23 protein-coding genes are annotated in these 26,003 nt (G+C 59.8%); 8 read left to right on the plus strand and 15 right to left on the minus strand.

Annotated elements, in window-relative coordinates:
* Positions 1 to 63 precede the first annotated feature (63 nt).
* Positions 64 to 948, minus strand: a complete 885-nt coding sequence (gene nrfD, locus C1719_RS12320; RefSeq protein ID WP_180963587.1) for an NrfD/PsrC family molybdoenzyme membrane anchor subunit — start codon at positions 946 to 948, stop codon at positions 64 to 66.
* Between the two features lie 233 nt (positions 949 to 1,181).
* On the opposite strand from nrfD, the gene C1719_RS12325 reads away from it, so the two are divergent.
* The 3 genes from C1719_RS12325 (at position 1,182) to C1719_RS12335 (ending at position 4,801) form a co-directional block, all read left to right on the plus strand.
* Positions 1,182 to 2,090, plus strand: coding sequence for a DMT family transporter (locus C1719_RS12325; RefSeq protein WP_102375380.1), 909 nt, complete (start codon positions 1,182 to 1,184; stop codon positions 2,088 to 2,090).
* Positions 2,091 to 2,093: 3 nt separating this feature from the next.
* Entirely contained in the window at positions 2,094 to 2,912 is an 819-nt protein-coding gene (locus tag C1719_RS12330; protein WP_102375381.1) for a MerR family transcriptional regulator, read from the plus strand.
* Between the two features lie 86 nt (positions 2,913 to 2,998).
* Positions 2,999 to 4,801 carry a flavocytochrome c gene (locus tag C1719_RS12335; RefSeq protein ID WP_102375382.1) on the plus strand — a complete coding sequence of 601 codons (1,803 nt, stop codon included), beginning with the start codon at positions 2,999 to 3,001 and terminating at the stop codon, positions 4,799 to 4,801.
* A gap of 91 nt (positions 4,802 to 4,892) precedes the next feature.
* Here the strand turns inward: C1719_RS12335 and C1719_RS12340 are convergent, their stop codons facing one another.
* On the minus strand, positions 4,893 to 6,182 hold the full coding sequence (locus C1719_RS12340; RefSeq protein WP_245874514.1) for a helix-turn-helix transcriptional regulator: 1,290 nt from the start codon (positions 6,180 to 6,182) through the stop codon (positions 4,893 to 4,895).
* Between the two features lie 810 nt (positions 6,183 to 6,992).
* On the opposite strand from C1719_RS12340, the gene C1719_RS12350 reads away from it, so the two are divergent.
* A complete protein-coding gene (locus tag C1719_RS12350) occupies positions 6,993 to 7,724 on the plus strand; it encodes a DUF4013 domain-containing protein (protein WP_102375385.1) in 732 nt (243 codons plus the stop codon).
* 71 nt (positions 7,725 to 7,795) lie between these two features.
* Positions 7,796 to 9,046 carry an aminopeptidase gene (locus tag C1719_RS12355; protein WP_102375386.1) on the plus strand — a complete coding sequence of 417 codons (1,251 nt, stop codon included), beginning with the start codon at positions 7,796 to 7,798 and terminating at the stop codon, positions 9,044 to 9,046.
* Between the two features lie 50 nt (positions 9,047 to 9,096).
* Here the strand turns inward: C1719_RS12355 and C1719_RS12360 are convergent, their stop codons facing one another.
* Together C1719_RS12360 and C1719_RS12370 are read right to left on the minus strand one after the other, a co-directional pair.
* Positions 9,097 to 9,357, minus strand: a complete 261-nt coding sequence (locus C1719_RS12360; protein ID WP_102375387.1) for a helix-turn-helix domain-containing protein — start codon at positions 9,355 to 9,357, stop codon at positions 9,097 to 9,099.
* 232 nt (positions 9,358 to 9,589) lie between these two features.
* Entirely contained in the window at positions 9,590 to 10,843 is a 1,254-nt protein-coding gene (locus C1719_RS12370; RefSeq protein ID WP_102375389.1) for a radical SAM/SPASM domain-containing protein, read from the minus strand.
* 216 nt (positions 10,844 to 11,059) lie between these two features.
* On the opposite strand from C1719_RS12370, the gene C1719_RS12375 reads away from it, so the two are divergent.
* Positions 11,060 to 11,299 carry a hypothetical protein gene (locus C1719_RS12375; RefSeq protein WP_102375390.1) on the plus strand — a complete coding sequence of 80 codons (240 nt, stop codon included), beginning with the start codon at positions 11,060 to 11,062 and terminating at the stop codon, positions 11,297 to 11,299.
* Positions 11,300 to 11,351: 52 nt separating this feature from the next.
* Here the strand turns inward: C1719_RS12375 and C1719_RS12380 are convergent, their stop codons facing one another.
* From C1719_RS12380 to C1719_RS12430, 11 genes are all read right to left on the minus strand, one after another.
* Positions 11,352 to 11,987, minus strand: a complete 636-nt coding sequence (locus tag C1719_RS12380) for an HAD family hydrolase (protein ID WP_102375391.1) — start codon at positions 11,985 to 11,987, stop codon at positions 11,352 to 11,354.
* 11 nt (positions 11,988 to 11,998) lie between these two features.
* A complete protein-coding gene (locus tag C1719_RS12385) occupies positions 11,999 to 13,750 on the minus strand; it encodes a proline--tRNA ligase (RefSeq protein WP_102375392.1) in 1,752 nt (583 codons plus the stop codon).
* A complete protein-coding gene (gene ispG, locus C1719_RS12390; protein WP_102375393.1) occupies positions 13,747 to 14,811 on the minus strand; it encodes a flavodoxin-dependent (E)-4-hydroxy-3-methylbut-2-enyl-diphosphate synthase in 1,065 nt (354 codons plus the stop codon). Before ispG ends, C1719_RS12385 begins: the two co-directional genes overlap by 4 nt.
* A 16-nt stretch (positions 14,812 to 14,827) precedes the next feature.
* The gene (locus C1719_RS12395) at positions 14,828 to 15,919 is read right to left on the minus strand and encodes a site-2 protease family protein (RefSeq protein WP_102375394.1); all 1,092 of its coding nucleotides are present in this window, start codon (positions 15,917 to 15,919) and stop codon (positions 14,828 to 14,830) included.
* 306 nt (positions 15,920 to 16,225) lie between these two features.
* A complete protein-coding gene (locus C1719_RS12400) occupies positions 16,226 to 17,251 on the minus strand; it encodes a PfkB family carbohydrate kinase (protein ID WP_102376069.1) in 1,026 nt (341 codons plus the stop codon).
* A 446-nt stretch (positions 17,252 to 17,697) separates the two neighbouring features.
* Positions 17,698 to 18,936, minus strand: a complete 1,239-nt coding sequence (gene dxr, locus C1719_RS12405; RefSeq protein WP_102375395.1) for a 1-deoxy-D-xylulose-5-phosphate reductoisomerase — start codon at positions 18,934 to 18,936, stop codon at positions 17,698 to 17,700.
* Positions 18,937 to 18,989: 53 nt separating this feature from the next.
* On the minus strand, positions 18,990 to 19,898 hold the full coding sequence (locus C1719_RS12410) for a phosphatidate cytidylyltransferase (protein ID WP_102375396.1): 909 nt from the start codon (positions 19,896 to 19,898) through the stop codon (positions 18,990 to 18,992).
* The gene (locus C1719_RS12415) at positions 19,899 to 20,678 is read right to left on the minus strand and encodes an undecaprenyl pyrophosphate synthase (protein WP_102375397.1); all 780 of its coding nucleotides are present in this window, start codon (positions 20,676 to 20,678) and stop codon (positions 19,899 to 19,901) included.
* Between the two features lie 21 nt (positions 20,679 to 20,699).
* Entirely contained in the window at positions 20,700 to 21,257 is a 558-nt protein-coding gene (gene frr, locus C1719_RS12420; protein ID WP_102375398.1) for a ribosome recycling factor, read from the minus strand.
* A gap of 67 nt (positions 21,258 to 21,324) precedes the next feature.
* On the minus strand, positions 21,325 to 22,041 hold the full coding sequence (pyrH, locus tag C1719_RS12425) for a UMP kinase (protein ID WP_102375399.1): 717 nt from the start codon (positions 22,039 to 22,041) through the stop codon (positions 21,325 to 21,327).
* A gap of 370 nt (positions 22,042 to 22,411) precedes the next feature.
* Entirely contained in the window at positions 22,412 to 23,878 is a 1,467-nt protein-coding gene (locus C1719_RS12430; protein WP_102375400.1) for a trypsin-like peptidase domain-containing protein, read from the minus strand.
* 420 nt (positions 23,879 to 24,298) lie between these two features.
* On the opposite strand from C1719_RS12430, the gene C1719_RS12435 reads away from it, so the two are divergent.
* Both C1719_RS12435 and C1719_RS12440 read left to right on the plus strand, forming a co-directional pair.
* Positions 24,299 to 24,814, plus strand: a complete 516-nt coding sequence (locus C1719_RS12435) for a D-alanyl-D-alanine carboxypeptidase (protein WP_102376070.1) — start codon at positions 24,299 to 24,301, stop codon at positions 24,812 to 24,814.
* A gap of 9 nt (positions 24,815 to 24,823) precedes the next feature.
* A complete protein-coding gene (locus C1719_RS12440) occupies positions 24,824 to 25,999 on the plus strand; it encodes an iron-containing alcohol dehydrogenase (RefSeq protein WP_102375401.1) in 1,176 nt (391 codons plus the stop codon).
* Positions 26,000 to 26,003 lie beyond the last annotated feature (4 nt).

Genomic DNA, 26,003 nt, shown 5'->3' on the forward strand with positions numbered 1-26,003 from the left:
CTTCGAAAATGTCTTCATCATGATACAGGAGGCCGCGGCAATTGCCATATAAAAGTATGACAATCACGCAAAACCACCGAGGGTCATCGGGGTGAACAACGCAGCGTTCACAATGCAGTAGCGAACGAAAAACCCGCCCGCCAACACGCCGGCAGACGAGACGAGGATCAAAGCCGTGCCCCGTACCTTCGTTGCCAAGATGTGGACGAGCAAGGGCCCGATCAATCCGCACGCAACGACCCCAACCCAGAAGAACGCGGCCAGATCGCCGAACAGCAGCATTTCACACGACGCGCGCGCCGCCTCGCTGAACAGGAAGCGACCCACCAGAAACGCCGCAACTACGATGCACTCGAAAATCCCGAGCACCGCTCCCACAGCCCAAAGCGAACGCGCCGTCTTCTGCACGTGCTTCGCCATCAGCGCATCGACGACGAGAATCGCCGCCAGCCCCGTCGCAATCGACGAAACGACGAACAGCACGGGCAGAAGCCATGTGTACCAGAAATCGATCGCCACCAAATCGGAAAGAAGCAGACCCGTGTACGTCATGACCCCGATCGCCAGAAAACCCCCGACAATCCACGACGTCCAGAGCAGCCATTGCGGGACTTCGCGCATGAACAAGCCGCACAGCGCCGCGGCGCACGAAACGATGAAAAACAACATCACGAGCCAAGCCCCGGTTGCGACGATCGACTCGAACGGAGCCAAGAGCACAAGCCAAGCCCGCTCGGGAGATCCCAGGTCGAGCACCAGAAAAAGCGCAGCGAGCGCCACCGTAACGGGAGCGATCAGAAACCCGCTCTGCGCACTGCCCGCAAGCTCTTCGCAAGATCGGGTCCGCCTTACGGCATCGACGGCGCAGCAGATCGAGGCAACGAGGAAGGCGCCGCTCGCGACACCCGCCAAAAAGAGATACCACACGATGTACGAGCTGAAAACCAAGAAATCCCCTAGCAGCACCCGCAAAGCCTTCCCTGTCCTGTCTCACCCATTGTACCACCTTTGTCATAAAGGATTAGTACATTGGGGTCGGGCAGTGATTCGATAGGAACGCCGAATCTCGATAGACGCAAATGTAAAGCATAAGGCGATCGCACTGAGATCCTGCGACGATCCCGATTTCGAGCGCTCTTCAGCCAACAACGCTATAATACCCACGACAAGGGAGGATAGACATGACCGCAAAGGGGCTGTTCTGCATTTTCGCCGCTGCCGTCTGCTTCGGGATGATGCCGGTTTGGGCCAAGCTCGCCTACGAAACGGGCATGGATCCCCTAGCTCTTATCGTGCTGCGCACGGTTTTCGCCACGATCGTACTCCTCGTTTGGTTCGTTCTCAAAAGACGCCCGCCTGTCGTACCTCGCGGCAGCCGAGTGCCGACGCTTACAACATGCTGCCTGTACGCAGCGATGATGATCTCGTATTTCTACGCGTGCCAGGATCTCGACTCGGGCATCGCCAACGCCCTGTACCACCTGTACCCCGTCATCATCGCCGTCCTGTCGGTTATGCTGGGTAAAAGCAGAGCAACCCTTCGGACCTGGCTTACGCTCGCGATAGCCCTTGTCGGGTTCACGCTATTGGCGAACATCGGCAGCGCCGCCGTCCGAGCCGAAAGCGTAGCGCTCATCCTTCTTGCCGCCGTATTGTTTGCGCTGTACTCGCTCAAACTCGACACGGACAAGATGGAATCGATCGATCCGTTCGCGCTTACGTTCTACATCTGCGTAACATCATGCGTCGTCGCGGGAGGATTATGGTTTGCCAACGGAAGCGCGCCTTTCGCGATCTCGGCTGGCGCACTGGCATATGCACTGCTCATCGCCCTGTTCTCTACCGTTTTCGGCCTTGCCGCCTATATTGAGGCAACACAGATCCTCGGCCCGGTCAAGGCAAGCATACTCAGCAACGCCGAAGTCGTCATCACGTTCGCTGCGGGAGCTTTGCTCCTCAGCGAATCGATAAGCGCCGAATCTGCGGTCGGCTGCGCGTTGATCGTTGCGGCATGCGTGCTGGCATGCGCGCGGCAAAGCAAGGAAAACAGCCTCGAATCGGCAGGGAAAGAACGAACACGGGAGGGATAGGCCATGCCGCTCTACGACGACGAGACGAAGTACTCGGTAAAAGAAACGTCCCGTATCCTGGGAATCAGCGAGCAGTCCCTGCGCTACTACGACCGCATCGGGTTGCTCGCGCCGTATTACCGCGACCCCGACAACCTCTATCGGTACTACACCATAAACCAGTTCTACCAGCTCGAAATGTTCAAATACGCCAAATGGCTCGGCCTTCCCGTTCCGGAGTACCGCTCGATCTTCATCACGAAAAGCCAAATCGAGTCGGGTGATTACAGCGAAACCGAAAACGCCCTATCGCACCTCCTCGAGCAAAACGTTCGGGAGCGCGAACGACTCGATCGATGCATAGCCGACATCGAACGCATGCAGCTTAACATGGATGTCCTCAAGCGCAACCGCATAGACGGAGAACCGTTCGCGGAGACCCTGCCCCTGCGATGCGCCTATGCAATCGACCATAATCCCGACCTGCCCTTCGAGCAGACGAGCATCCGCATGCGCAAAACGCGCACGAAGTACCAAGACCACCTGACCGAGCACTACGGATTCTTGCTAAATGCGGAAGCCGCACGCAAGGGGCGCATCGAAATCGTCAAGCAGTACGTGGTCCTCGATGCCTATTTCGACGAATCAGACGAGATCATCCATCTGCCCGAAGGAGCGTACGCGAATTTTCTCTACCACGGCTTTTGCCCCGAAGAGCATATGGCAAGCCTGTCTCGCTATCTTGAAAACAAGCCCCTCGATCTGGGATATCTCATTGCAGACGAAGTGAACTTCTATGATGAGGTGAAAGAGATCATCCATGCGGTGCGGGTACCCGAATAAAAAACTTCAACAAATCGCTTGACCTGTCACTTAGTGCAACCCTCAGAATCGGCTCGCCTTCAAATCAAGGAGAGAAAGGGACGCACATGGAAGAAAAAGAATACACCCTCACCCGTAAATCGTTTCTGAAAGGCGCAGCGTTCGCCGGTTTCGCCGCGCTGGCAGGCGGATCGCTCGGCGCATGCGCACCGAACGGATCGGGAAACGCACCCGAGAAAGCAGCGCCTAAAAACTCGATCAGCGGAACGTACGTGGGAACCGCCGAGGGGATGGGCGGCGACCTGCGTATGGAAGTTACGCTCGACGAGGGGCGCATCGTCGACGTGCGGCCGCATCGCAACAACGAGACGCCCGGCTTGACGGATCTGTCGTTTCGGCTCATGCCGCAAGAGATGGTCGCGAACCAGAGCTTCGAGGTCGACAACGTGACGGGAGCGACCATGACCTCGACGGCCATAAAGAACGCCGTCAAAAACGCTCTCGAAAACGCAGGGGCCGACACGAAGGATTACAACGAAAAGGTCGAGCGCAAGAAGGATGCCGAAGACGAGACCGTTGAAACCGAGTTCGTCGTGGTCGGCAGCGGCGGCGCCGGGCTGAGCGCTGCGGTTACGCTTGCCCAAAACGGCAAACAGGTCGTAATCGTCGAGAAAATGCCGCGTCTCGGAGGCAACACGCTCGTATGCGGCGCGCTCATGAACGCGTGGGACCCCATCCGAACGAAAGGCACCGAGTACGAAACGAACACCGTGCAGGACTTCATCGATTGGACCTGGGAGGGCGGCAACGAAGCAGGCAAGATGGATCTCATCCAAGCCTTCGCCGAACAATCGTGGCCTACAACGCAATGGCTCGTCGACGAGATCGGCGTCGTATTCTACAAAGACCTGCAAGGCGCCTGGGGTCACATGCCCGAAGATCCCAACGGACTGGGCTTCATCTACCCGCTCGTAAAGAAAGTCGAAGAGTTCGCCGTGCCCTGCTTCCTCAATGCCTCGCTCACAGAGATCTCGATGGCAGACGGCCGCGCGGCGGGCATAGTGGCGGAGAAAGACGGCGGCGGAATCCTTACGGTCAACGCGTCGAAAGGCGTTATCCTCGCCACCGGCGGCCTCGGGCACAACCTGGAAATGGTCAAGGAACTCGATCCCCGCTACGAGAACGTCAACCTCTCAACCAATCCCGTCAACGCAACCGGCGAGTGCTTCGCCATCGCCGAGGCGGCGGGGGCGAACCTCATCAATATGGATTCCATCCAGGCCGTCCACTTCGCCGACCCCGCTTCGGGTCAAGTCGACTGGGATATCGAAAGCGCAAACAGCATCTTCGTAAACAAGGAGGGCAAGCGCTTCATGAACGAGGAGATGCCGCGCGACGACTCGGTCGCTGGGCTTTCCCAGCAAACCGACCAGCTGATGTTCACGATCAGCGACTCTAGGGATTGGCCCACGATGGACACGGTCACTGGCTTCGGCGTAACCATCGGCGAATGCATCGAACGCGGGAAGGCGTACAAAGCCGATACGCTGGAAGAATTGGCCGCCATGCTCGAGATAGACCCCGACGGCCTCGTCGCCACCGTGAACGAGTACAACGCCATGGTAGAAGCCGGGGAGGATACGGCGTTTCATCTGGAAACCATCGGCCGCAGGTCGAAGATCGAGGAAGGTCCGTTCTACTCTTCGAAGTTGACCATCGCCATCCACTACACCAACGGTGGAATCGAAATCGACCCGCAAGCGCACGTCCTCGACGCAAGCGGCGCGATCATTCCCGGCCTGTACGCCGCAGGCGAATGCACGGGCGGCGTCATGGGCACGAACCGCATGGGAGGCAACTCCGTAGCCGACGTCATGATCTTCGGACGCATTGCGGGAATGGCCGAATAATCACCACCCTGCCGCACGCCTCCCGAACGAGAAGGCCGCATCCCTCGATGCGGCCTTCATCACGCTGCGATGCAAACGAAAAACCCGCGCCCTACTGCGCCTCTACATCGATGACCGCATCCGATTTCTTGCGGCGGCGCCACCAGCGGGATAGCGAATGCACCGCCCACTCGACTATGGGGATGGTCAGAAACGCGACCCAAGCCGGATGCGGCGCATTGAGTACGAACGCCATCCAGAGGAACCACGCCACCACCGCAATCGGATAGACGCCACCGACAAAGTGCGCAATCTTCTTCGATTCGATCGTATGCCCGATCATGTAGTAAACGGGTATGGTGAAAAACACGAACAAGCCCGTTCCCCACTCGTTCGCCGTGAACCCGATAAGCAGGTAGGCGATGATGACGACGAGCGGAAAGGGGAACTTCATCCAGGCACGCACGCGATAATGCTTGCGCACGGGGATGCTCTTCCCCACTTCGCTTCCGTAGCGAGCGCGCGCCTCTTCAAGCGTCTCGAAGTATTCGCCCTTGACCGTGTATCCGCTCGGCCTGCCCCAGTGGCCGCCGTGTCCGCCATGTCCGTACTTTTCCTGCGCGTCGCGCCAATCATCGAAATGCTCGCCGTTGATGACGACTCCATCGCCCGTCCATGCAACGGTGTTGCCCTCGTCATCGCCTGCAGCGCACCAATCCTCGCCGTGCCGCCCGTTCGAACCCGTCCGGCTTTCACAACCGCTCTTGCGCCCGCGATTCTGCCCTTCCGTCACATGTACGCCGCCCCAGCCCACATGAACCTCGTCGCCGTCCTTGGAGTCCTTCACATGGACACCGTCGCGCCACGATACATGCACGTAGTCATCGCCGTCGAGCACATGGATGCCGTCGAATCCGACGTGCACCTTTTCCGGAGCGCCCTTGCTCGTCCACCCGGCCCGCGCCCGGCTTTCGCCGTCGGTCGGCACAGCGTCTTCGGCCGAAGCGGCGGCTCCCGAAGCGCCAGCCGCGGGATCGGCTGCGCCCGTCGGCTCCGTTGCGCCCGAAAACCCAGCGGCGCCCGTTGGCATGCCGGCACCGGCAGCGCTCGAGAACCCCTCAAAGTCCGCAGCGCCCGCAACGGCGCGCTCTGCCGCACGGTCCGCCTGCTCGAACTCGACATCTTCCTCGATGCTCCCGTCTACGTACAGAAGGTCGTCGAGCGAAACCCCGTACAGCTTCGCGAGGGCAATAAGGTTATCGGTATCGGGAGAAGACTCGGATCGCTCCCATTTCGAAACCGCTTGCCGGGAAACCCCGAGCTTTTGCGCCAAGCCTTCTTGGGAAAGCCCCGCTTCCTTACGCCGTGCCGCGAGGCGCTCCGCGATCTCTACGTTCATCATCGACCCTTTCTTCGGTATTCATTCATCTTACCTTATCCAAGCTTACGGTTGCGGCTTACCCGATTCGACCAATTCCAGTTGGAATTTTAGGAAACTATTGGTTGCGGAGCCTCTATAAGAACTTGACCAGGTATTTCTTCCAGGTCACTTTCATAATGTCGCCTGTTTCGCATTTCATCGTAAACGAATTACGCATATCTCGACCCGGTAGCCGCCAATCCCCATCGCCTCCGCGCACCCGAAAAGCGCCGCAGGCGACAGCTCGATGCCCAACGTCGAACGCCCGGCATCGCGGCGGAGGCGGCACTCCGATCCTGCGCACTTCGCCAAGCCAAGGGCGGCGCCCTCAGATAGAGCTTGCGTCGAATCGCCCATCGGCCGAATCGGAAACCGAGCGTCCATGCTATGCTTTTACGATGCCCGCTCGAACCTATTCCGAAGGGATCAGCCATGCCAAGCGATCAGCCCCACAGCGACCAACCCGATTCGAACGGTACCGCAAAACCAGACCAAAGCCAACAGCCCGATGCGGCGGGAACCACAGCGTCAAGCCGGCCTCCGCAATCAATCCCGCAGCCACCGCCACCGCAGGTATCGTCGCAGTCCGCCCCTCAAGCCACCGGCCGGCAAGCGCCGCAGCCGCCGGCTCCCGCATACCAGCCGGCGCAACAGCCCTACCGACAGCAATACGGCCAATCCCCAAACGGACAGCCCTGGCAATCGCCCGGACAGACCCCGAATGCCTACGTTCCGGCGAATTACGCCGGCCAGCCCAGCCAACCGCCGCTCCCCGCAACTTCAGCCGTCAAGATGGCATGGGAAGACCTCCGCAGATCCCCAGGCTGGTTTGCACGCATTGCGCTACTCGGCCTCGTCATGATCGTCCCCATCGTCAACTTCTTCGCGCTCGGATACATGATGCTCTGGGCAAACGATGCCGCCCGCGGCTTGCGCAACCCGCTTCTTAAAAGCACGTTCGCAAAAGGCTCCTTCACGCTCGGTTTCTACGCTTTCGCAATCTCCCTCGTTGTCGCCATCGTCATGGGAGCCATCGCCTGGATGCCCGTCATCGGCTGGATATCCTCTTTGGCATTCGTCGTCGTGAGCCCGTTCATGGCGCTCGCCATCACGCGCGTCGCAGTGAGAAACCAAATGGGAGCCGCGTTCGATCTTCCCGAAATCTGGCGGACGTTCCGAAGCAACGCAGGCGCCGCCCTGGCCTCGTACTGGCTGCCGAGCCTCATTGCAGCAGCCCTTTGCGTGCTGCCCGTCCTCATCTTCGCATTCGCAGCCGTACTCCTTGTTTTCGCTGCCGAAGCAGGTTCTCACAGCACAACCGATGCCCTGTTGATAGCGATTGGACTTATGGGGACAATCGGCTTCGGCGCCGTCATCGGCTATGCAGTCGCCGTTGTGGCCGCCGCAGCCGGCCTCGTCACCTACCGTGCGATGGGGCACCTTGTCGCCCTGCGCGCGCCCGATTGGGCAAACGTCGACAAGTCATCGACATACGCATATCCCCCAAGCCCGCCTCGTAACTGAAACCCGAATCGGATGCCGCGAGAAGGCGGCACCGCTCTGAATACCCGCACCAACGAAAGGCAGCGCAACCCATGAGCAACCCCGAACTTCAAACCAACCTCGAAAAATACGCCCGCCTCATCATCGATGCCGGATGCAACCTGCAGCCCGGCCAAGAGCTCTTCTTGTCCTCATCAGTCGAAACGGCCGATTTCGCCCGACTCGTCACCCGCATCGCATACGAGCGCGGCGCCCGGCACGTTACCGTCAAGTACACCGATGAGAAAATCTCGCGCTTGCACTACGATAACTGCGCACTCGAAGTATTCGAGACCATGCCCGAATGGGCGGCGCTGTTGAACAACTCGATGGTGCGCGAGGGAGCAGCCATTCTCTCGATCATATCCGACGACCCCGAGGCGATGACGGGGATAGATCCGGCGAAGGCCGTCGCCAACGCACGTGCCGCGCATGCCGCATGCCGCGAATTCTACGACGCGCTCGACTTCGGCCGCAACGTCTGGTGCATAGCCGGCGCAGCCGCACCCGCATGGGCGCGCAAGGTGTTTCCCGGCATGACCGATTGCGAAGCCGTCGACAAGCTGTGGGACGCGATCTTCACGACAACGCGCGTCTACGCGGAAAACCCCCTTGCCGCGTGGGAGGAGCACCGCGCAAGCTTCGCCGCCCGCACCAGACTTTTGAACGACCAGCGATTCGATGCGCTGCACTACGCAAACGCAGCAGGAACCGATTTCACGGTCGGGCTTACGAAAAAGCACCTTTGGAACGGGGGAGGCGATATCACCGTCGACAAAACGCCGTTTTTCCCCAACATCCCCACCGAGGAGATCTTCACCACGCCCGATCGCCTGCGTGCCGACGGCACTGTGGTGTCGGCGCTCCCCCTCATCCACAACGGCACGCTCATCGACGGGTTCAGCATCACGTTCGAGAACGGCGCCGTTATCGACTTCTCGGCCGAGCAAGGATACGAAACCCTTAAATCCATCATCGAGACCGACGAGAACGCACGCCGCCTCGGCGAAGTCGCGCTTGTCCCCTTCGCATCGCCCATACGAGAAACCGGCATCCTGTTCTTCAACACGCTCTACGACGAGAACGCATCGTGCCACCTTGCACTCGGTCAGGGCTTTCCGGATTGCTACGAGGGCGGCACCGAAATGGATTCAGAGGCGCTGCTCGAGGCGGGCGTCAACAAGAGCGCGACGCACGTGGATTTCATGATAGGCACCGAGGATCTTCAGATCGAGGGGATCAAGGCCGACGGCGAGGTTGTTTCTGTATTCGAGAAGGGAAACTGGGCGGGCATCTTCGCATAGAGCCGCAGCGAGACGCCGACGCAAGCCGGGATGTACGCGGATTCTGCAAGCTATTCGGTATTTTCCAACAACGGATCCGCGTCTTCCGACACGGTGATGCCTTTGCCGTTCGGAACGTATTCCAGGATGTCTCCCGGCTGGCATTCGAGTGTCTTGCAGATCATCTCGAGCGTTGAGAAACGGATCGCTTTGATTTTCCCCGTTTTAATACGTGACATGTTGACGTTCGATATGCCGACTTTATCGGAGAGCTCGTTGAGAGATATTTTCCGATCCGCCATAATGCGATCAAGCCTGAGAATGATTGGCATGTCTACCTAGCCCGCCTACCGTGTTCTATCCGAAGTTTTTCGATCATATACGCTCACGTCGGTGCTGCATCTGCGCTGCATCGGCAGAATCCGCGCGTGATTCTAAGGTTTATTCGTTCGAATATCAAGGTATCAGATATGCGAAGCCGCATGCAACACGATACCCTTACAACAAGGATACAAAAGCGAACATCGAAAACCGTGAAACCATCGAAGCGTTCGCGCGTGCATCCTAGCGTCTGCCCTGCATTGCGATAGCCGAATTGAGCATGGAGCCGAAGCCGCTGAAGAACTCCTTCATCATAACGCAATAGGAATCGGGAGATTTCAAACTTTCATACTCGTACAACGAACGCGCTCGGCATCCACCGCCGCACAGCCGCTCGTATTCGCACCCTGCGCAATCTTCGAAATCCTCGGTTCGCAGACTGCGGAAGCCGCGGCCGACTTCGCTTGTCAGCACCCCGTGCAGCGTGTCGGTGAACAGATTGCCCATTGCAAGGTCTTTCCGATGGAGCATATGACATGGGTAAACGGTGCCATCCGCCCCCACGCTCACCGTTCTGAACCCCGCGCCGCACGAACCCTTGACGGTCAGGTTGGCTCCAATCGGCGAATCGGAAACGGGCAACGGACCGCCTTCTCCGAGCGTCAGCATCGACCGCGCGAGCTTCTTCAGCTCCCCTTCGCCGGGGATGAGCTCCTTGAGTGCCCCGTCGTTGCACGGACACGACAGCAGACTGAACGAGATAGTGGCGCCCAACCGTTCGGCCATGGAAAGATAGCTGCGCACGTCGTCCACGTTCTTCGCATGGATGGTCGCGATGATGTGGGCGGGGATGCTCGCCGCCTTAACGGCCTCGACTGCGCCGACGAGTTCGGCGTATCGCTGCTCGCCCCGGATGTACGCTTTCGAATCAGCCGAGCATCCGTCGAAGGAAATCGACACGCGGTCGACGAAGGGCGCAACGCGCTTGAGCTGATGAGCGGCGAGGCCGACGCCGTTCGAGAGCACGACCACCTGGGGTACGCCGCATTCTATTTTCGCGAACGCCGCGATGGCGGCAAGATCGTCGCGCAGAAACGGCTCGCCGCCCGAGATCACGATCTGGCCAATTCCCGCAGATGCGAGCTGGGCTATGGCATGGTTGATCTTCTCGGTCGGCGCGTCTGCAAGCGCGTTGCGATCGTCATCGAGCGAGTAGCAACCGACGCACTGCAGATTGCATCGCTGCGTGATGTGAATATACGCCGATTTGAGCGCGTCGTCTTGCTTCTTGTATCCGAAGAACCCGCCAATGCCCAAATGCTGGAAGAGAGCTTCGTCGACCGCGACGATTTCCGCAGGCGGAACATCTTCGCGCATGAGCCGTTGGCAGATCTCCTTGCCCTCGGGCGTCAATCCGATAGCATAGCCTGTGTTCATGTTGCCAATCATCGGGATGCCTTCGAAATCGAACAGAACCGCTTGATCGCCGAATCTCATCCGAACCCCTTCTCTCGTGCAATGCCCGCGGCGAATCACCGACGGCCTCGTCGTATACATGATGGGTCATACCATTTTGTGATGTTTATCATTATGTACGAGATAAGTCAAAAAACCTACTGATATTTTTATCGTTTTATGATAAATTCTTAAACCTAATCGTTTGCGTAGCTAGTTGTATACCAGGCAGAGTCAGTACTGAACGAGGAGCGACCCATGTTCGAGGGTTTCATCATTTCAGATATCTCGGAGGTACTCTTCCCTCTCTGCCACGTACTTGGCTACGTGGCGATTATAGGTTCGGTATCCGCGATGGTGATCAAACTCGTGCGTTTCAGAACGCAGCAGCCCGATACGGGCGTGCTTGCGGCAACTGAATGCAAGATCACCCTGTTTTGCTGCACGACGTTCATGCTCATAGGCATAATGATCGTCGTCTTCTTCAACAGCATATAGGCATTCCCCCGCCCGGGACCCCACCCACTACTTGCAACCGGGCACCAGCCACCTACAGCAGACAGGGCACATCGCGGATACCGGCACACGCGAAATCGGGATGTTCCGCCAGCAGCACCGTTTCGGAGAACATACCCCACAGCGCAGCCGCCGTCTTGCATCCGGCGCCGTTGCCCGCCTGAATATCGTAGGGGCTGTCGCCAACGTACAGGCATTCTTTCGCGTCATGGCCCAAAAGCTCTGCGCCATGGGAAACGGGACCCGGATGCGGCTTGTGCTCGGGCCAATCATCCGATCCGATCATGCAGTTCAGATAGCCGTCGAGCCCGAACAGCTGCAGTCCCTGCATGGCCGCATCATGGCGCTTCGAAGTGACGACGCCGAGCGGATACCCCTCGGCGCGCAGCTCGTCGAGCGTTTCTTCGACGCCTCCGAACGGACGCACCATGTCATCGTGCTTGACGGCGTTGTATTCGCGATACACGCGGAGCAATTCGTCATGAAGTTCCCTATCGCTCGTGAAATCCCACATCTGCACAGAGAGGGGCTGGCCGACCTTGGCCATGAGGCGCTCGGGGGGAATATCCTCCCGAAGCACCGTCTTCACCGCATGCTGCATCGATTCGAGAATGAGATCGTGCGTATCGAGCAGAGTCCCATCAAGATCGAATAGGATAGCTTTGATCATCGGAACCGCGATCAATCCGAGAACAGACTGCCGAAAGCGCCGATACCCGAACCCTTGATGTTGCGCTTCGTAAAAGCAAGCGCTTCGGCAACCGCCTCGATCGAGATATCGCGCTTTTCGCCAGTCCTACGCAGCTTGATCTCCACTTTGTCCTCCTTCAAACCGCGTTTGCCCACAACGATCTGCAGGGGCCACCCGATCAGATCGGCATCGGCGAACTTCACACCGGCGCGCTCGTCGCGATCGTCGATAACGACCTCGAAGCCCGCTCGGGCGATATCGGCGGCAAGCCGTTCGGCCGCAGGCTGCACCTCTTCATCGCCCACGTTAAGAGGAATGACGCATACGTGCGCGGGGGCAACCGAAACGGGCCAGTAGATGCCGTTCTCGTCGTTGTGCTGTTCGACGATGGCCGCCATGGAGCGGGATACGCCCACGCCGTAGCAGCCCATGAGGAACGGCTGCTCGGAGCCGTCTTCGGCCGAGAACGTCGCCCCCATAGATTTGGAGTACTTGTCGCCGAGCTGGAAGACCTGCGACACCTCGATGCCGCGGGCGCCTTCGAGCGGAAGACCGCATTTCGGACAGCAATCGCCCGGCTTCACCACCACGAGATCGGCCCATTCGTCAACCTCGAAATCGGTGCCGGGCGCCGCGCCGATGTAGTGGTAGCCGTCCTCGTTCGCACCGACGACCCAGCGGGATATCGCCTGCAGGCTCTTGGCGGCGACAACGCGCACGCCCTCGGGAAGACCGACGGGACCCATCGACCCTTTGTGCAGGCCAGCCGCTTCCATTTCCTGGTCGGTCAAAAGCTCGAAGCCATCAACCACGCGGGCCGCTTTGAGCTCGTTGAGATCGTGATCGCCTGGCACGAAGAAAACAGTGATCGCACCGTCTTTGCCCTTGCCGGAAAGCGCCTTGACCGTCGATGATTCGGGAATGTCGAGAAGCGCGGCCAGCTCGGCGATGGTATGCACACCGGGCGTTGCGATTTTCGTGAGCTTGTCTGCGGCAGTGTACTCGGTCGGGCGGGCAAGGCCCTCCCCTGCCTCGGTGTTGGCAGCGTACCCGCAGGAGCAATGCACGAGCTCGGCTTCACCCGCATCGGCAAGCGCCATGAATTCGCAGGTCACGCTGCCGCCGATCTGGCCAGAATCAGCCTCAACCGGACGGTAGTCAAGATCCATCCGATCACAGATCCTGCCGTAGGCGGCGCTCATGTCGTCGTAGGTCTGCTGGAGCGATTCCTGCGAATCATGGAAGCTGTAAGCATCCTTCATGATGAATTCGCGACCGCGAAGCAGACCGAACCGGGGGCGGATCTCGTCGCGGAATTTCACCTGGATCTGATAGAGCGAAAGCGGAAGCTGCTTGTAGGAGCGAAGCTCGTTTCGAACGAGCGCCGTGATAATCTCCTCGTGAGTGGGTCCAAGGCAGAATTGGCGATCATGGCGATCGTCAAGACGCATGAGCTCGGGGCCGTAATCGTCCCATCGGCCGCTCTCATGCCACAGCTCTGCGGGCTGAAGTACCGGCATCATGATTTCCTGAGCGCCGATTCCATCCATTTCGGAACGTACGATGTTCTCAACCTTGGCGAGCACCCTCTTGCCAAGCGGAAGGAAGGTATAGACGCCCGACGCAGCCTTGCGGATCATACCAGCGCGAACAAGCAGGCGATGGCTTGCAATCTCGGCGTCGGCAGGATCTTCCTTCAAAGTGGGAACGTAGAGTTCGCTCATACGCATGATATCTGTCATAGTCTTCCAATCTCCTCCATCAAAGCATCCACAATATCGCCCTCGTCGACCTTGCGCAAGGTCTTTCCCTGGGCGAATATCACTCCTGAGCCCTTGCCGCACGCCACGCCGATATCGGCATCGGCAGCTTCGCCGGGACCGTTCACCACGCACCCCATTACGGCAACCTTCACCGGCAGCGAAACCGATCGCAACCGTCCCTCGACCTCTTTCGCAAGCGCGATGAGATCAACCTGGCAGCGTCCGCATGTCGGGCAGCTGATTATTTCGGGGGATCGCCTCCGCAAATCGAGCGCCGCCAACAGCGTCCAGCACGCGCGAACCTCCTCAACCGGATCGTCGGTGAGCGAAATGCGCAGCGTGTCGCCGATGCCCTCTTCGAGCAAAATGCCCAACCCGCTCGCGGATTTGATGATGCCCTGGAAGAGCGTACCCGCCTCCGTTACGCCGATATGCAGCGGCACGGCGGGAATCTCAGCGGAAAGCATCCTGTACGTTGCCACCGTCGTCATGACGTCATGCGCTTTCGCAGAGACAACTATATCGTAAAATCCCTGTTCTTCGAAGTGTTTTACATAATCGGCAGCCGAGCGAGCAAGTTTTTCCGGCAATGCGAGATCGGCTCGGGCGGCCAATTCGGAATCGAGGGACCCCGCGTTCACGCCAATACGGATGGGGATGCGCGCCTCGCGAGCCGCCGCTATCACCCTGTCCGTTTCGGCCAGACCGCCGATGTTTCCCGGGTTGATGCGCAGCTTCGCCGCCCCGCGCTTCGCGGCTTCGATGGCTATATCGGCATCGAAATGAACGTCGGCGACCACGGGAAGCGGTGATGCCGCGCATACGGCTTCGAACGAATCGAGGCATGATTTGCGCGGGATGGCCATGCGCACGATTTCGCAACCGGCCTCTGCCAACCGCTCGATCTGGGCAAGGTTGGCCGTCACGTCGTCGGCCGCAGCGTTGAGCATCGACTGCACCGCGCATGGCGCGCCTTTGCCCACGGGCACTGCGCCCACCATCACGCGGCGCGTTTTCGCATTAGGCCTTTGCGATTCCATTGGCACCCCCTTACCGTTAACCCCAGTTGCCGAATATGAACCTTTGAATATCCTGGTTGATCATCACGAGGAACAAGCCCACGAACAACAGCATGCCGACCGTGCTCATGTAGTTGAGCGCCTTGAGCGATACGAACTTTTTCGATATCTTCTGGAAAACCTCGATGGCAAAGCGCCCGCCGTCGAGCGGGGGGATCGGAATGAGGTTCATGATGCCGAGCGAAACCGAGATCATGGCGACGAACTGGCCGAACATGACGAGTCCGAGATCGGCGTACTCCTTCGCCATCACCGCGATACCCATAACAGAAGTGGAATTCGACACCGTATCGCCGAACGTGGCCGGGTTGAAGAGGCCGACGACGGCCGAGATAACCATGCCGATGTAGGTAAATCCCGCCTGAATCGCCTGCAGGGGGCTTACCGTCATATGCGAGACCTCCCCGGTTTGCGTGTTCGTCACATCGAATCCGATGATCGAGAACAAAACGATGAACAACAGTACGGCGAAGAGCAGGTTCACGACCGGCCCCGCCAAGATGATGACCGAGCGCTTCCAAAACGGGAGGCTGCGGTACTGCTGTTTGCGCTCGCTTTCGAAGAAACCGCGCGGATCGGCAACGATGCGCTGCTGCCCCAGCTCGTAGGCGACCGCTCCCCGTTCGAGCTCGCGTCTGCTCGGCTTGATTTCAGGTGCGCGATAGGTATTGAACTGGTCTTTCTTCGTTGGCCCGGCGATGGACCCCCATTCGGTGAGCTGCTCGAGCGCGTCGTAGGCATCATCGTCGGAGATGCCGAGCTCGGTTGCAACATCCTCCATGTTCGCAACGCCGCGCCGAAGCACGCAGGCAAGAACGCGCTCGAGATGAGGGCTTTCGCCACCGGGCTCCATTCCGCAGATGCGGGCATAGCCGCCAAGCGGAATGGCGGTCACGCCGAACTTGGTGCCGCCTTTGGTGAAACCGATGTTGGGACCGGGCAGACCCAGCATGAATTCGGTGACGCGAACGCCGAATGCACGCGCCGCAAGGTAGTGCCCGCCCTCATGAATGAAGACGAGGAATCCGAGTACGATGATGCCGTACAAGATCATCAGGATGACGTCCATATGCTGCTCCTTATGAAAAACGGCGAAGACCGCCGATAGAGTTCACAGCATATTATTATAGAAAGACTTACATTCAAACGGCGCGACCCACGGTAATCCCATAAACTTCCGCAAGAATCTCCTTTGCGATCACGCCTCGTACGACCGCTGGAGTAGCCGCCCGGGGCATTCGCATGGTACGCAGGCTGCTCCTCGCATCGGAATCATCGCAGGAAGCGCGGCGTGCGCAAAAACAGTGTGCGCAGCACGGATCATCCGCACGTTAGGACGTGCCGCGCAAAACCCGACTCCAATCGAGATCCGCTCCTACAGCCCGAGCCCCAACCGCGAAAATGCCTCGTCGCTCATCGTGCCACCCAGCACCATGCATACCGCGCCTGCAACCTTGTTGGCCAGACCGAGCGAATCGCCCCAGCAAAGCCCTGCGTTGCGTGCAGCCACGAGCGCCCCGAGGTGAGCATCGCCCGCCCCCACCGTGTCGACCGGATCGACCGGTTCGGTCGACACGAAAAGATGCTCGCCGCCCGCGTACAGGTGCGCGCCTCGCGATCCCTCGGTTATCACAACGGCGTTGCCGCTTTGCGCTTCGATGGCGCGGGCCGCCTCTTCGACAGACGAACGTCCCGTATATGCCATAGCCTCCAGATCGTTGAGATGCCACACGGGGCGAAGCGCGTTGATGCGTGCAGTCTTCTCGGGCCCCACGCCTTCGATGCGCGGGCCGGGTGCATAGTAGAACTCGATCTCGGGATGCGCCTCGAGAAACGAAACGATGGCTTCGCCGCCCGCCCCCTCGATCTCGTATCCGCTCGCAAGGGCTTTCCCGAACTTGCCGGCATCGATGCCCTCGAACCACGAAAGCTCGAAGCACCGCTCGATGCCGGGCGAAGTAACCATGGTGCGCTCGCCGTCGGGTTCGACGAGACAGGTGCACGAGCCGCAATCGAGTTCGGTTTCGATTTCGAGCGCTTCGAGATTTCTTGCCGCCAACTCCCCCCGCACGAAATCCGAGAATATGCCGCTGCCGATAGGCGCGAACAGGAACCCCGGCTGGCCAAGCTGACGGATGACGTTCGCGGAATTGAATGCGCACCCGCCGGCCACCGTCTCGCGACGACTCACCACCACGCCCTCGCCCCGCTCGGGAAGCCGCGGAACGTGGCACACGACGTCGACCATGACGGCGCCGATGGAAAGGATGGAACTGCGCGCGCTTCGCCGATCGAGGGCAACCGCGTCGACGGGCTTTGATCCGTCTTCGATAGAATCGCCTTCGATACGTCCTCCTTCAATAGGTCCGTCTTCGATAGGTTCGTCCTCGATAACCGGCATTCGACCTTCCCCTTCTCGCCAAGCAAACAGATGCATCCAGTATAGCGCCAGGCGGCATTCGCGCAGCATCGCAAAAGCCGCCTTGCTCGACGATGCCGCAGCCCAACATGAAATCGAGATGCCGAGCAATAGGTATGAGCTTTCCTATGCTAAAACGCCCTCTAATTGGCGGTCAAGGCAAGTTTCCGTCAGCGCTGCGGCAGCGAAATCGTCTCTCGATCGGCGTTTGCGCAGGTCGCAAATTCTCAAGCAGCTCGCCGCTGCGAAAAAAGGCAGGAAACCGAGCGATTTGATGCCGATTCTTTACAGAAGCTCGCCTTGACCGCCATTTCGGACCGCTTTTCGCCGAGGAAGATTTCGGCGGCAGCACTTTCCGACCATTTGGTATCGACGAGCAATCCGGGCGATGGCATCGAAGCGCAATTCGGGCGACGCCGCCGGAAGCCCTACCTTGCCGCAACCCACGCCTCGGCGGTTCTGCGGGCCCAGGCATCGATTTCTTCGAGCTGTTCGAGGCTTTCGACCGACTGCGGATCGTGCGCTTCCATGACGGCCTCGACGCAGGCGGCGATATCAAGGTACGCACAGCATTCGGCGAGAAAGGCCGCAACCGCAACCTCGTTGGCCGCGTTCATCGCGCAAGGCAGCGTCCCGCCCGTCTCGCCCGCAATCCGCGCAAGGGCAAGGCAGCGGAAGGTGTCTGCATCGGGCGCGGCGAAATCGAGCGAACCGAGCGTGCGGAAATCCATCGGCTTCACCGGCGCATCCCAGCGATCGGGATACGACAGCGCGAATTGGATGGGAATGCGCATGTCGGTGGTGCCGAGGTGCGCCTTTACGCTTCCGTCCGAGAATTCGACCATGGAGTGGATGGCGCTTTGCGGCTGCACAACCACCTCGATCTTGTCGTAGGGCATGCAGAACAGATGATGCGCCTCGATGATTTCCAAGCCCTTGTTCATCAGCGTCGACGAATCGATGCTGATCTTGGCTCCCATATTCCACGTGGGGTGGGCAAGCGCCTGAGCCGGCGTGATATCGGCCAGATCGGCGCGCGTGCGTCCGCGGAAGGGTCCGCCCGAAGCCGTTACCCAAAGCTTGCTCACCTCTTCCATGCGCTCCCCGAGCAGGCATTGGTATATCGCCCCATGCTCCGAATCGATGGGCATGAGCGCACCTGCAGGTCCCGTCGCAGGAGCCGCGCCACTCGCACGCCGCTCCTCGTCGACACGCGCAGCGAGCGGCATGATGAGATCGCCGCCGACCACAAGCGATTCCTTGTTGGCAAGCGCGAGCACCTTGCCTGCGCGAAGCGTCTCGTAGCTCGCACGAAGGCCCGCCGCACCCACAAGCGCATTCACCACGATGTCCGCTTCGGGAATGCCCGTGAGACCGACTACCGCGTCCTGCCCGAATTCGAGCGTAGCCGCCGTTTCCGCGTCGTCGGCAAGCGCGAGGTGCGCGGCGAGGGATCGCGCGGCGGGATTGCCTCGAAGGCTTTCGTCGCCCACCGCTGCATGGCGCACGCCGAATTCGCGCACCTGAGCTTCGAGCACGTCGATACGGGTCCCCAGTGCCAAGCCGACGATTTCGAGTTTATCGGAATGCTGCCGCACCACGTCGAGAGTCTGGGTTCCAATCGATCCCGACGATCCCAGTACGACGATGCGCTTTTTAGCCGACATGCGAATGCACCTTTCCCGCGGTGCGCCCACGCATCCGCGCGCCCCTGCAGGGCTTAGACGACAAACGGAATGCAACCCCCGACCAAAAGCAGGATCGCAGATGTAACCGACACAAGGAACAGAGAGTCGGTGCGGTCGAGCAAACCCCCGTGCCCCGGCATGATCGTCCCCGAATCCTTGAAGCCCGAATTGCGCTTGATGCGGCTTTCGGCCAAATCGCCGAGCACGCCCATGAGGCCGCAGATCAAGCCGAAAGACAGAGCCTGAGCCACATCCATCGAAACGCCAGGAATGTAGGTCATGGCATACCAGACGACCATCGAACCCACCAAACCGGCGAAAAATCCCTCCCAGCTCTTCTTGGGACTCGTGCGGGGGGCGAGCTTGTGTTTACCGAATTTGCGGCCGATCAGGTAGGCAAACGTATCGTTGGCCCATACGCTCAAAAAGATGGCGAGCACGAGCACGCCGCCCCACGGGTCGGGAAGCGACATGCGCACGACCATGATGCCCGAAAGGAGCAACCCTGTATAGGCTGCGCCGAAAAAGCTGACCCCCACATCGGGCACGCGGGCGCGCGTCCAGAACACGTACCACGCGATCAGCGCGATCAGCAACCCCACGCTGACGATAAGAGCCCCGTTCAATCCGAAGAAAAATACGCTTATAGGATACAGAATGGCGGCGATTATGCCGAGCAGCTCGTTGGGAAGCTTCGCGTCGGAACGCAGCATATAGTAGAATTCTCCCGCCGAAATGCCGGCCGTCGCCGCGAGCAGCACCATCGTGGTGATGTCGTTGACCAGAATGCAGACGACCGATATGGCGATGTAGACGAACCCGGTGCGAAACCGCACCTGTATATCGGTCGGGTTTTTGAGCTTCTTGGGCGTTTTGTCGAGCGCGAACTTCTTTATACGGCCCGTACCGCCTGGATTGTCGTTCGGATCGTCAACGGCCATCTATCCCACCGCTCCGAACCGACGGTTCCTTTTCTGGTAGTCAAGCAGCGCCCGCAAGAACTCGTAGCGGTTGAAATCGGGCCACAGCACATCCGTGCAGTAGAATTCCGTATAGGCGATCTGCCATAGAAGGAAGTTCGAGACGCGCATCTCGCCGCTTGTGCGGATGAGCAGATCGGGATCGGGGATCTCCGATGTGTACAGATACCGCCCAAACGTGTCTTCGCTCAGGGCCTCGGGCTTCCCCCCCGCGGCGATCACCTCGTGCGCCTGGCGCATGTAGGCGTTGATGCCGTCGATGATTTCGTTGCGGCCGCCGTAGTTGATGGCCACCACCAGCGTCATGCCGCTGTTGCCCTTGGTTTTCTCCCATGCCGCGTCGAACGCGTCGCGCGTCTTCTTCGGCAAAGCAGATGTCCGCCCGATCGTCATGACGCGCACATGTTCCTCGTGAAGCTCGTCGACTTCGGCGAGCATCGTCTGCGCGAACAGGTCCATAAGGCCCATGACCTCTTCTTCGGGACGCTTCCAGTTCTCGGTCGAAAACGAATAGATGGTAAGGTATTTCACGCCGATGTCGTTTGCCGCGCGAATGGTTTCGCGCACCGCTTCGATGCCGGCCGCATGCCCCTTCAGGCGATTGAGCGCACGTTTCTTCGCCCACCTGCCGTTGCCGTCCATGATGACGGCGATATGCTCGGGAATGCGCTCGGCATCGACCGCCGCAGGATCGAGCCCTGCAGGAGGATCGGGGAATATTTCGAAAAGGGGCTTGTTCACTGCAACCTCGGGCCTCGGAGATCAGATCTCCATGACCTCGGCTTCCTTCTTCTTGAAGGCATCTTCGATCTGGGCGACATAGCTGTCGGTGAGCTTCTGGCTTTCCGCCTCGGCGCGCTTCGCATCGTCTTCGGATATCTCGGAATCCTTCTTGAGCTTATCGATCGCGGTGTTCGCATCGCGGCGTGCGTTGCGGACGGCCACGCGCGCCTCTTCGGTGTAGCTCTTGCACTGCTTCACGAGCTCGCGGCGGCGCTCCTCGGTCAGCGCCGGAAACGGCAGACGGATGACCGCACCGTCGTTTGAGGGGGAAACTCCCAGATCGGATTGCTGGATCGCATGCTCAATCGCACCGAGCGTCGATTTGTCCCACGGCTCGATGACGAGCATGTGGGCATCGGGAGTCTTGACTGCGGCCATCTGGTTGATCGGCGTGGGCACGCCGTAGTAATCGACCTTGATGCGGTCGAGCACCATCGCGTTCGCGCGCCCGGTGCGAACTGCAGCGAAACTCGAACCGAGCGATTCGATCGCCTTCATCATGCGTTCTTCGGCCTGAGCCATAATATCGTCAACCATCTGCAGTTCCTTTCAACCGATCCCTGTGTGCGGCACCGCATCCCGAAGCGGCGCGAAGCTTTCTTGCTTATTGTACCGTGGTTCCGACGTTTTCGCCTTTGAGAGCTTTGGCGATGTTACCGGGAACCGTCAAATCGAACACGATCATGGGAAGATCATTGTCCATGCACAGCGAAGTCGCCGTCGAATCCATGACGTTGAGACCCATGGACAAGACATCGAGGTAGCTGATCTTGTCGAATTTCCTGGCATCGGGGTTGGTGCGCGGATCGCTGTCATACACGCCGTCGACCTTGGTTGCCTTGAGCAGGCACTCGGCATCGATCTCGCATGCGCGCAGCGCCGCGGTCGTGTCGGTGGTGAAGTACGGATTGCCCGTGCCGGCAGCCAGGATGACCACACGCCCCTTTTCGAGGTGGCGGATTGCCCGGCGACGGATGTAGGGCTCGGATACTTCCTGCATGTTGATGGCGCTCTGCACGCGCGAATAGACCCCGTGGCGCTCGAAGGCGTCCTGCAGAGCAAGCGCGTTCATGACGGTCGCGAGCATGCCGATGTAATCGGCCTGGGCGCGCTCCATACCCTCGGCGCTTGCCGCCATGCCGCGGAAGATGTTGCCGCCGCCAACGACTACGGCCAGTTCGACGCCGTCTTTCACGATGTCTTTGATTTGCACGGCCAGGTCTTCGACGACCTTCGGATCGATGCCGTACCCCGCATCGCCCGCCAAAGCCTCGCCGGACAGTTTGAGAAGGACGCGCTTGTACTTGTAGCCCTCAGACATTCATCGACCTTTCTATCGCATCGTTTATGAAAGCGCCGAGATCGCCGCAGACGCAAGGCCGCGCGCACGATCCGAGCATGTATTCGCCGCGACTATAGTAACCGAAAAGTCACGCATCCGCTGCGTTTTGCAGGTGGGCGCTATCGCATTTCACGTAATGAGCAGACGGGTTCGACCGCTGTCCGCCTGCCTGCCCGCCGCGCATGCGCCAGCGCCAAAACCTACCGGCGCAACGCCCGCCCGCAGGAAGGGCGCCCGTCGCGAAACCTTTCGCAACAGACGCTTCGCCGGCGCGGCCAACGCGTGCGACACGCAAAAAAGACGGGTCCCGAAGGACCCGTCTGCGAGGTTGCCGATGAGGGCGTTTCGCCTACGAGGCGTAGCCGTCGCTTCCATAGCCGTTCCCGCCGTAATTGCGCAGGAGGTCCTCGATCGAACCGCCGCTTTGGCTTTGCTGCTGCGTGGCAGCCTGCGTGCTTTCATCGGAACCGAGCGTCACTTCCAGCGTTTCAGTCTGGCCGTTGCGGTTGATCTCGACTTCCGCCTTGTCACCGGGGTTCAGCGCACGGATCTGAAGCATGAGCTCGTCAGCCGAAGTGATGGTCGTGCCGTTGAACTTGGTGATGATATCGCCAACTTCGATGCCGGCCTCGGCAGCGCCGCTGCCTTCGCTCACGTTGGCCACATAGGCGCCTTCGTTAACTGCAAGGCCGTAGCGCTTGGCGATCTGCTCGTTCACCGTCGAAAGGGATACGCCGAGCTGAGCATGGGTCGGGGTCTTGCCGTCGATGATCTGCTGCGCGATGTTCACCGCGTAGTTGACCGGAATCGCGAATCCGACACCCGAGTAGTTGCCCGAATACGAGGTGATCAGCGTGTTGATGCCGATAAGCTTGCCGTTTGCGTCGACGAGGGCGCCGCCCGAGTTACCGGGGTTGATGGCCGCATCGGTCTGGATGAGGTTCGCATAGATCATCGTGGAGCCGTCGGTCTGCGAGTTCATGATCTGCGAGCGGCTGGTCGCCGAAACGATGCCGGTCGCAACCGATTGCTCGAGGCCGAAGGGGCTGCCGATGGTCATAACCCATTCGCCGATGATCAGGTCGGAAGAATCGCCGATCTCGATCGGGGTCAGGCCCGAGGCGTTCTGCGCCTTGAGGACCGCGAGGTCGGAGCTCGGATCGGTGCCGACTACCTCGGCATCGTACTGCTCGCCCTCGATGGTCACCTTGTACGCTTCGCCGCCTTCGACAACATGGTAGTTGGTGATGATGTAGCCGTCCTCCGACAAAACGACGCCGCTGCCGAGCGAGGACTGCGTAAGCGAACTCGAATCGGAATCGGCACCCATGCCGTAGCCGTACATGCCGCCAGCGGACTGGCTGGTGTACACGTCGATGGCGACAACCGAAGGCAACGCCTTCTGGGCAACCGCCTCGGCAAGCGTCGCATCGTCGTCAGCTGCGTTGATGTTGGAGTTTCCGGTGGATCCGATAACGGTCGACGATCCCGAATCGCCCGAATCTCCGCTTCCGCTCATCGCATTGTAGATGCCGAAGCCCGACAGCGCGATGACGCACGCGAGGGCCGCGCCCGCAAATGCGAGCAAAAACGTCTTGGGGCCGCTCGACTTCTCAGCCGGCGCTGCCGGCTGAGCCGAAGGAGCCTGGTAGGCGGGCTGCTGGTAGTAGGCCTGCTGCGAATGCTGCGCATGATGTGCAGTCGGCTGGCCAGGTTGGGTCGGCTGGCCAGGTTGGGCCGGCTGAGCCGGTGCAGAGTACTGGCTATCGCCCTGGGGCGGCGGAACCGGAGCGCCGGTCCCATTCGTGTTGGTCATTGCTTTCACTCTCCTCTGGTGTGGTAAATACATGCAGTGCCATTTGTGATGACGTCACCTTACCACCGCTTTTTCCCGCTCAACCCACACGCAACCAATCCGTCATCGTCGTGTCATGGAATTACATCAGATGGAGTACATCCCCGGTATGAGGCCTTGACCTCGGAATTGTATGAGCTTATATTGCATCGCCTGATGAACGTATGCATGCGGCGGGAAAACCCCGCCGTGCGCTTTCGCCCGCCCCACGGCGCCCTTCGCGGTGATTTTCCGATGAACGGACAGGCGCTACCCGAAACAACCCGTTATCATTGGTTCGACGCTCGGTCCGCGCCCCGCGTAAGAGCGCGGCCCGAAGCCATGCGACGATCGGATCCGATCGCCCTGACTGCAGACGCCGATAAGGGGATTTGAGTGATCATGGCAACACAGACGCAACCGACGACGGCCGAACGGATGAAAAAGCTCTACGTGCGCGTGCTTCTTCGCATGCTGCCCTTCCTTGTGAACAACATGCGCTACGTGTCGCGAAAGGTTCAGGCCGAAATCGATTACCTCGACGCGGGGTACACGTTCATGCTCGACGTGATGGGCGCCGACCTTTGCTGCATCTGCCGCAAAACCGAGAAGGGAACGTTTCGGCGCGTGCCGAAACAGGAAGTCGCAACCGATGTCGAACCGGGAAGCGGCCTTCCGAGCTCGCGCAACGATGCCGTCACCGTCGACTACGTAATCGCATTCCGCTCGCTCGACTACGCCTTCCAGTGCTTCTCGGGCGGCGAATCGCTTCAAGACGCGCTCGCCGAACGGGCGTTCACCACACGCGGGCCCAACAACACCGGCGTCTCGCTTACCTATATGTTCACGGCGCTCCTCCGCTCGTTCTTCTTCTGGCGCCGCGCCTATCGAAACCAATCCGTTGCAAGCACCCACTAGGAGGTAACCGTGAAAGGGTTCGAGTATTCCTGTCCCACTAAAATCGTCTGCGGCAAAGGATCGCTGGCGAAGATCGCCGATGAGCTGCATGGCCAGGGAATCGCCAAACCGCTCGTCATGACCGATCAAGGTCTCGTGAAGCTCGGAGTTGCCGACAACCTGTTCAAAGAGCTTTCGTCTGCGGGCGTTCCCTACGAGGTGTACGACAGCGTACCGCCCGATTCGTCGATGAACGTGGTAAACGAAGTCGCCGCACTCTATACCGAAAAGGGCTGCGACGGATTCATCGCGCTCGGCGGCGGCTCGGTCATCGACACCGCCAAAGGCGCAGCGGCTTCGCTTTCCGCACAGGGCGTCGACTTCTCAACGCTGCAGGGTTCTGAGATTCTCCAAAACGACCTGCCTCCCTTCATCGCTATCCCGACCACTGCGGGCACCGGCAGCGAAGTCACCCTCGTGGCCGTTGTCGCCGACACCGAAAAGCACGTCAAGCTCTCGTTCACATCGTACAAGCTGGTTCCCCACGTTGCCATACTCGACCCCGTGCTCACAAGCTCGCTTCCGCCGAAGCTTACCGCCACAACTGGAATGGACGCGCTCACACATGCGATCGAGGCCTATACCTCCATCCAGAAGAATCCCGTGAGCGACGCATTCGCGCGTTGTGCAATCGCGCTTATCGCCGATAACCTGTACACGGCTTGCGCCGACGGAAAAAACGCCGACGCCCGCACGTCGCTCGCACTTGGCAGCCTCATGGCGGGAGCCTCGTTCTCGAACGCCATGGTGGGCATCGTGCATGCCATCGGACACTCGCTCGGCGGACTCGCGCACATTCCCCACGGCCAGGCGATGATGTTGCTTCTGCCCCATTGCGTCGATTACAACATCTCGCAGGGATTTCATGCCGGAATGTACGGCGAACTGCTCCGCGACCTCGATGAGGCGTGCTACATCGCCTCGGAACCCGACAACCGCGACATGGTGTTCGCCCGCAAGCTCCATGAGATGAACGAACGGTTCCACACCGAATACGGCGTGCCCATCAAACTGCGCGACCTCGGCGTCGAGCCCGAACAGTTCGAAGCGATCGCCAAACAGGCGCGCTACGACGGTGCGGCCCTGTATAACGACAGCGAGATCACGATCGACGTGGCTATGGGCATTCTCAACGCCGCGTACTAGGAGG

Origin of the sequence: Raoultibacter massiliensis (genome assembly GCF_900199545.1) — a bacterium.
Classification (GTDB): domain Bacteria; phylum Actinomycetota; class Coriobacteriia; order Coriobacteriales; family Eggerthellaceae; genus Raoultibacter; species Raoultibacter massiliensis.

Coding starts and splice junctions, on each gene's coding strand:
- C1719_RS12325 (WP_102375380.1), top strand. CDS start 1,182: ATGACCGCAAAGGGGCTGTTCTGCATTTTCGCCGCTGCCGTCTGCTTC.
- C1719_RS12330 (WP_102375381.1), top strand. CDS start 2,094: ATGCCGCTCTACGACGACGAGACGAAGTACTCGGTAAAAGAAACGTCC.
- C1719_RS12335 (WP_102375382.1), top strand. CDS start 2,999: ATGGAAGAAAAAGAATACACCCTCACCCGTAAATCGTTTCTGAAAGGC.
- C1719_RS12340 (WP_245874514.1), bottom strand. CDS start 6,182: ATGATGAACGTAGAGATCGCGGAGCGCCTCGCGGCACGGCGTAAGGAA.
- C1719_RS12350 (WP_102375385.1), top strand. CDS start 6,993: ATGGCATGGGAAGACCTCCGCAGATCCCCAGGCTGGTTTGCACGCATT.
- C1719_RS12355 (WP_102375386.1), top strand. CDS start 7,796: ATGAGCAACCCCGAACTTCAAACCAACCTCGAAAAATACGCCCGCCTC.
- C1719_RS12360 (WP_102375387.1), bottom strand. CDS start 9,357: ATGCCAATCATTCTCAGGCTTGATCGCATTATGGCGGATCGGAAAATA.
- C1719_RS12370 (WP_102375389.1), bottom strand. CDS start 10,843: ATGAGATTCGGCGATCAAGCGGTTCTGTTCGATTTCGAAGGCATCCCG.
- C1719_RS12375 (WP_102375390.1), top strand. CDS start 11,060: ATGTTCGAGGGTTTCATCATTTCAGATATCTCGGAGGTACTCTTCCCT.
- C1719_RS12380 (WP_102375391.1), bottom strand. CDS start 11,987: ATGATCAAAGCTATCCTATTCGATCTTGATGGGACTCTGCTCGATACG.
- C1719_RS12385 (WP_102375392.1), bottom strand. CDS start 13,750: ATGACAGATATCATGCGTATGAGCGAACTCTACGTTCCCACTTTGAAG.
- ispG (WP_102375393.1), bottom strand. CDS start 14,811: ATGGAATCGCAAAGGCCTAATGCGAAAACGCGCCGCGTGATGGTGGGC.
- C1719_RS12395 (WP_102375394.1), bottom strand. CDS start 15,919: ATGGACGTCATCCTGATGATCTTGTACGGCATCATCGTACTCGGATTC.
- C1719_RS12400 (WP_102376069.1), bottom strand. CDS start 17,251: ATGCCGGTTATCGAGGACGAACCTATCGAAGACGGACCTATTGAAGGA.
- dxr (WP_102375395.1), bottom strand. CDS start 18,936: ATGTCGGCTAAAAAGCGCATCGTCGTACTGGGATCGTCGGGATCGATT.
- C1719_RS12410 (WP_102375396.1), bottom strand. CDS start 19,898: ATGGCCGTTGACGATCCGAACGACAATCCAGGCGGTACGGGCCGTATA.
- frr (WP_102375398.1), bottom strand. CDS start 21,257: ATGGTTGACGATATTATGGCTCAGGCCGAAGAACGCATGATGAAGGCG.
- pyrH (WP_102375399.1), bottom strand. CDS start 22,041: ATGTCTGAGGGCTACAAGTACAAGCGCGTCCTTCTCAAACTGTCCGGC.
- C1719_RS12430 (WP_102375400.1), bottom strand. CDS start 23,878: ATGACCAACACGAATGGGACCGGCGCTCCGGTTCCGCCGCCCCAGGGC.
- C1719_RS12435 (WP_102376070.1), top strand. CDS start 24,299: ATGGCAACACAGACGCAACCGACGACGGCCGAACGGATGAAAAAGCTC.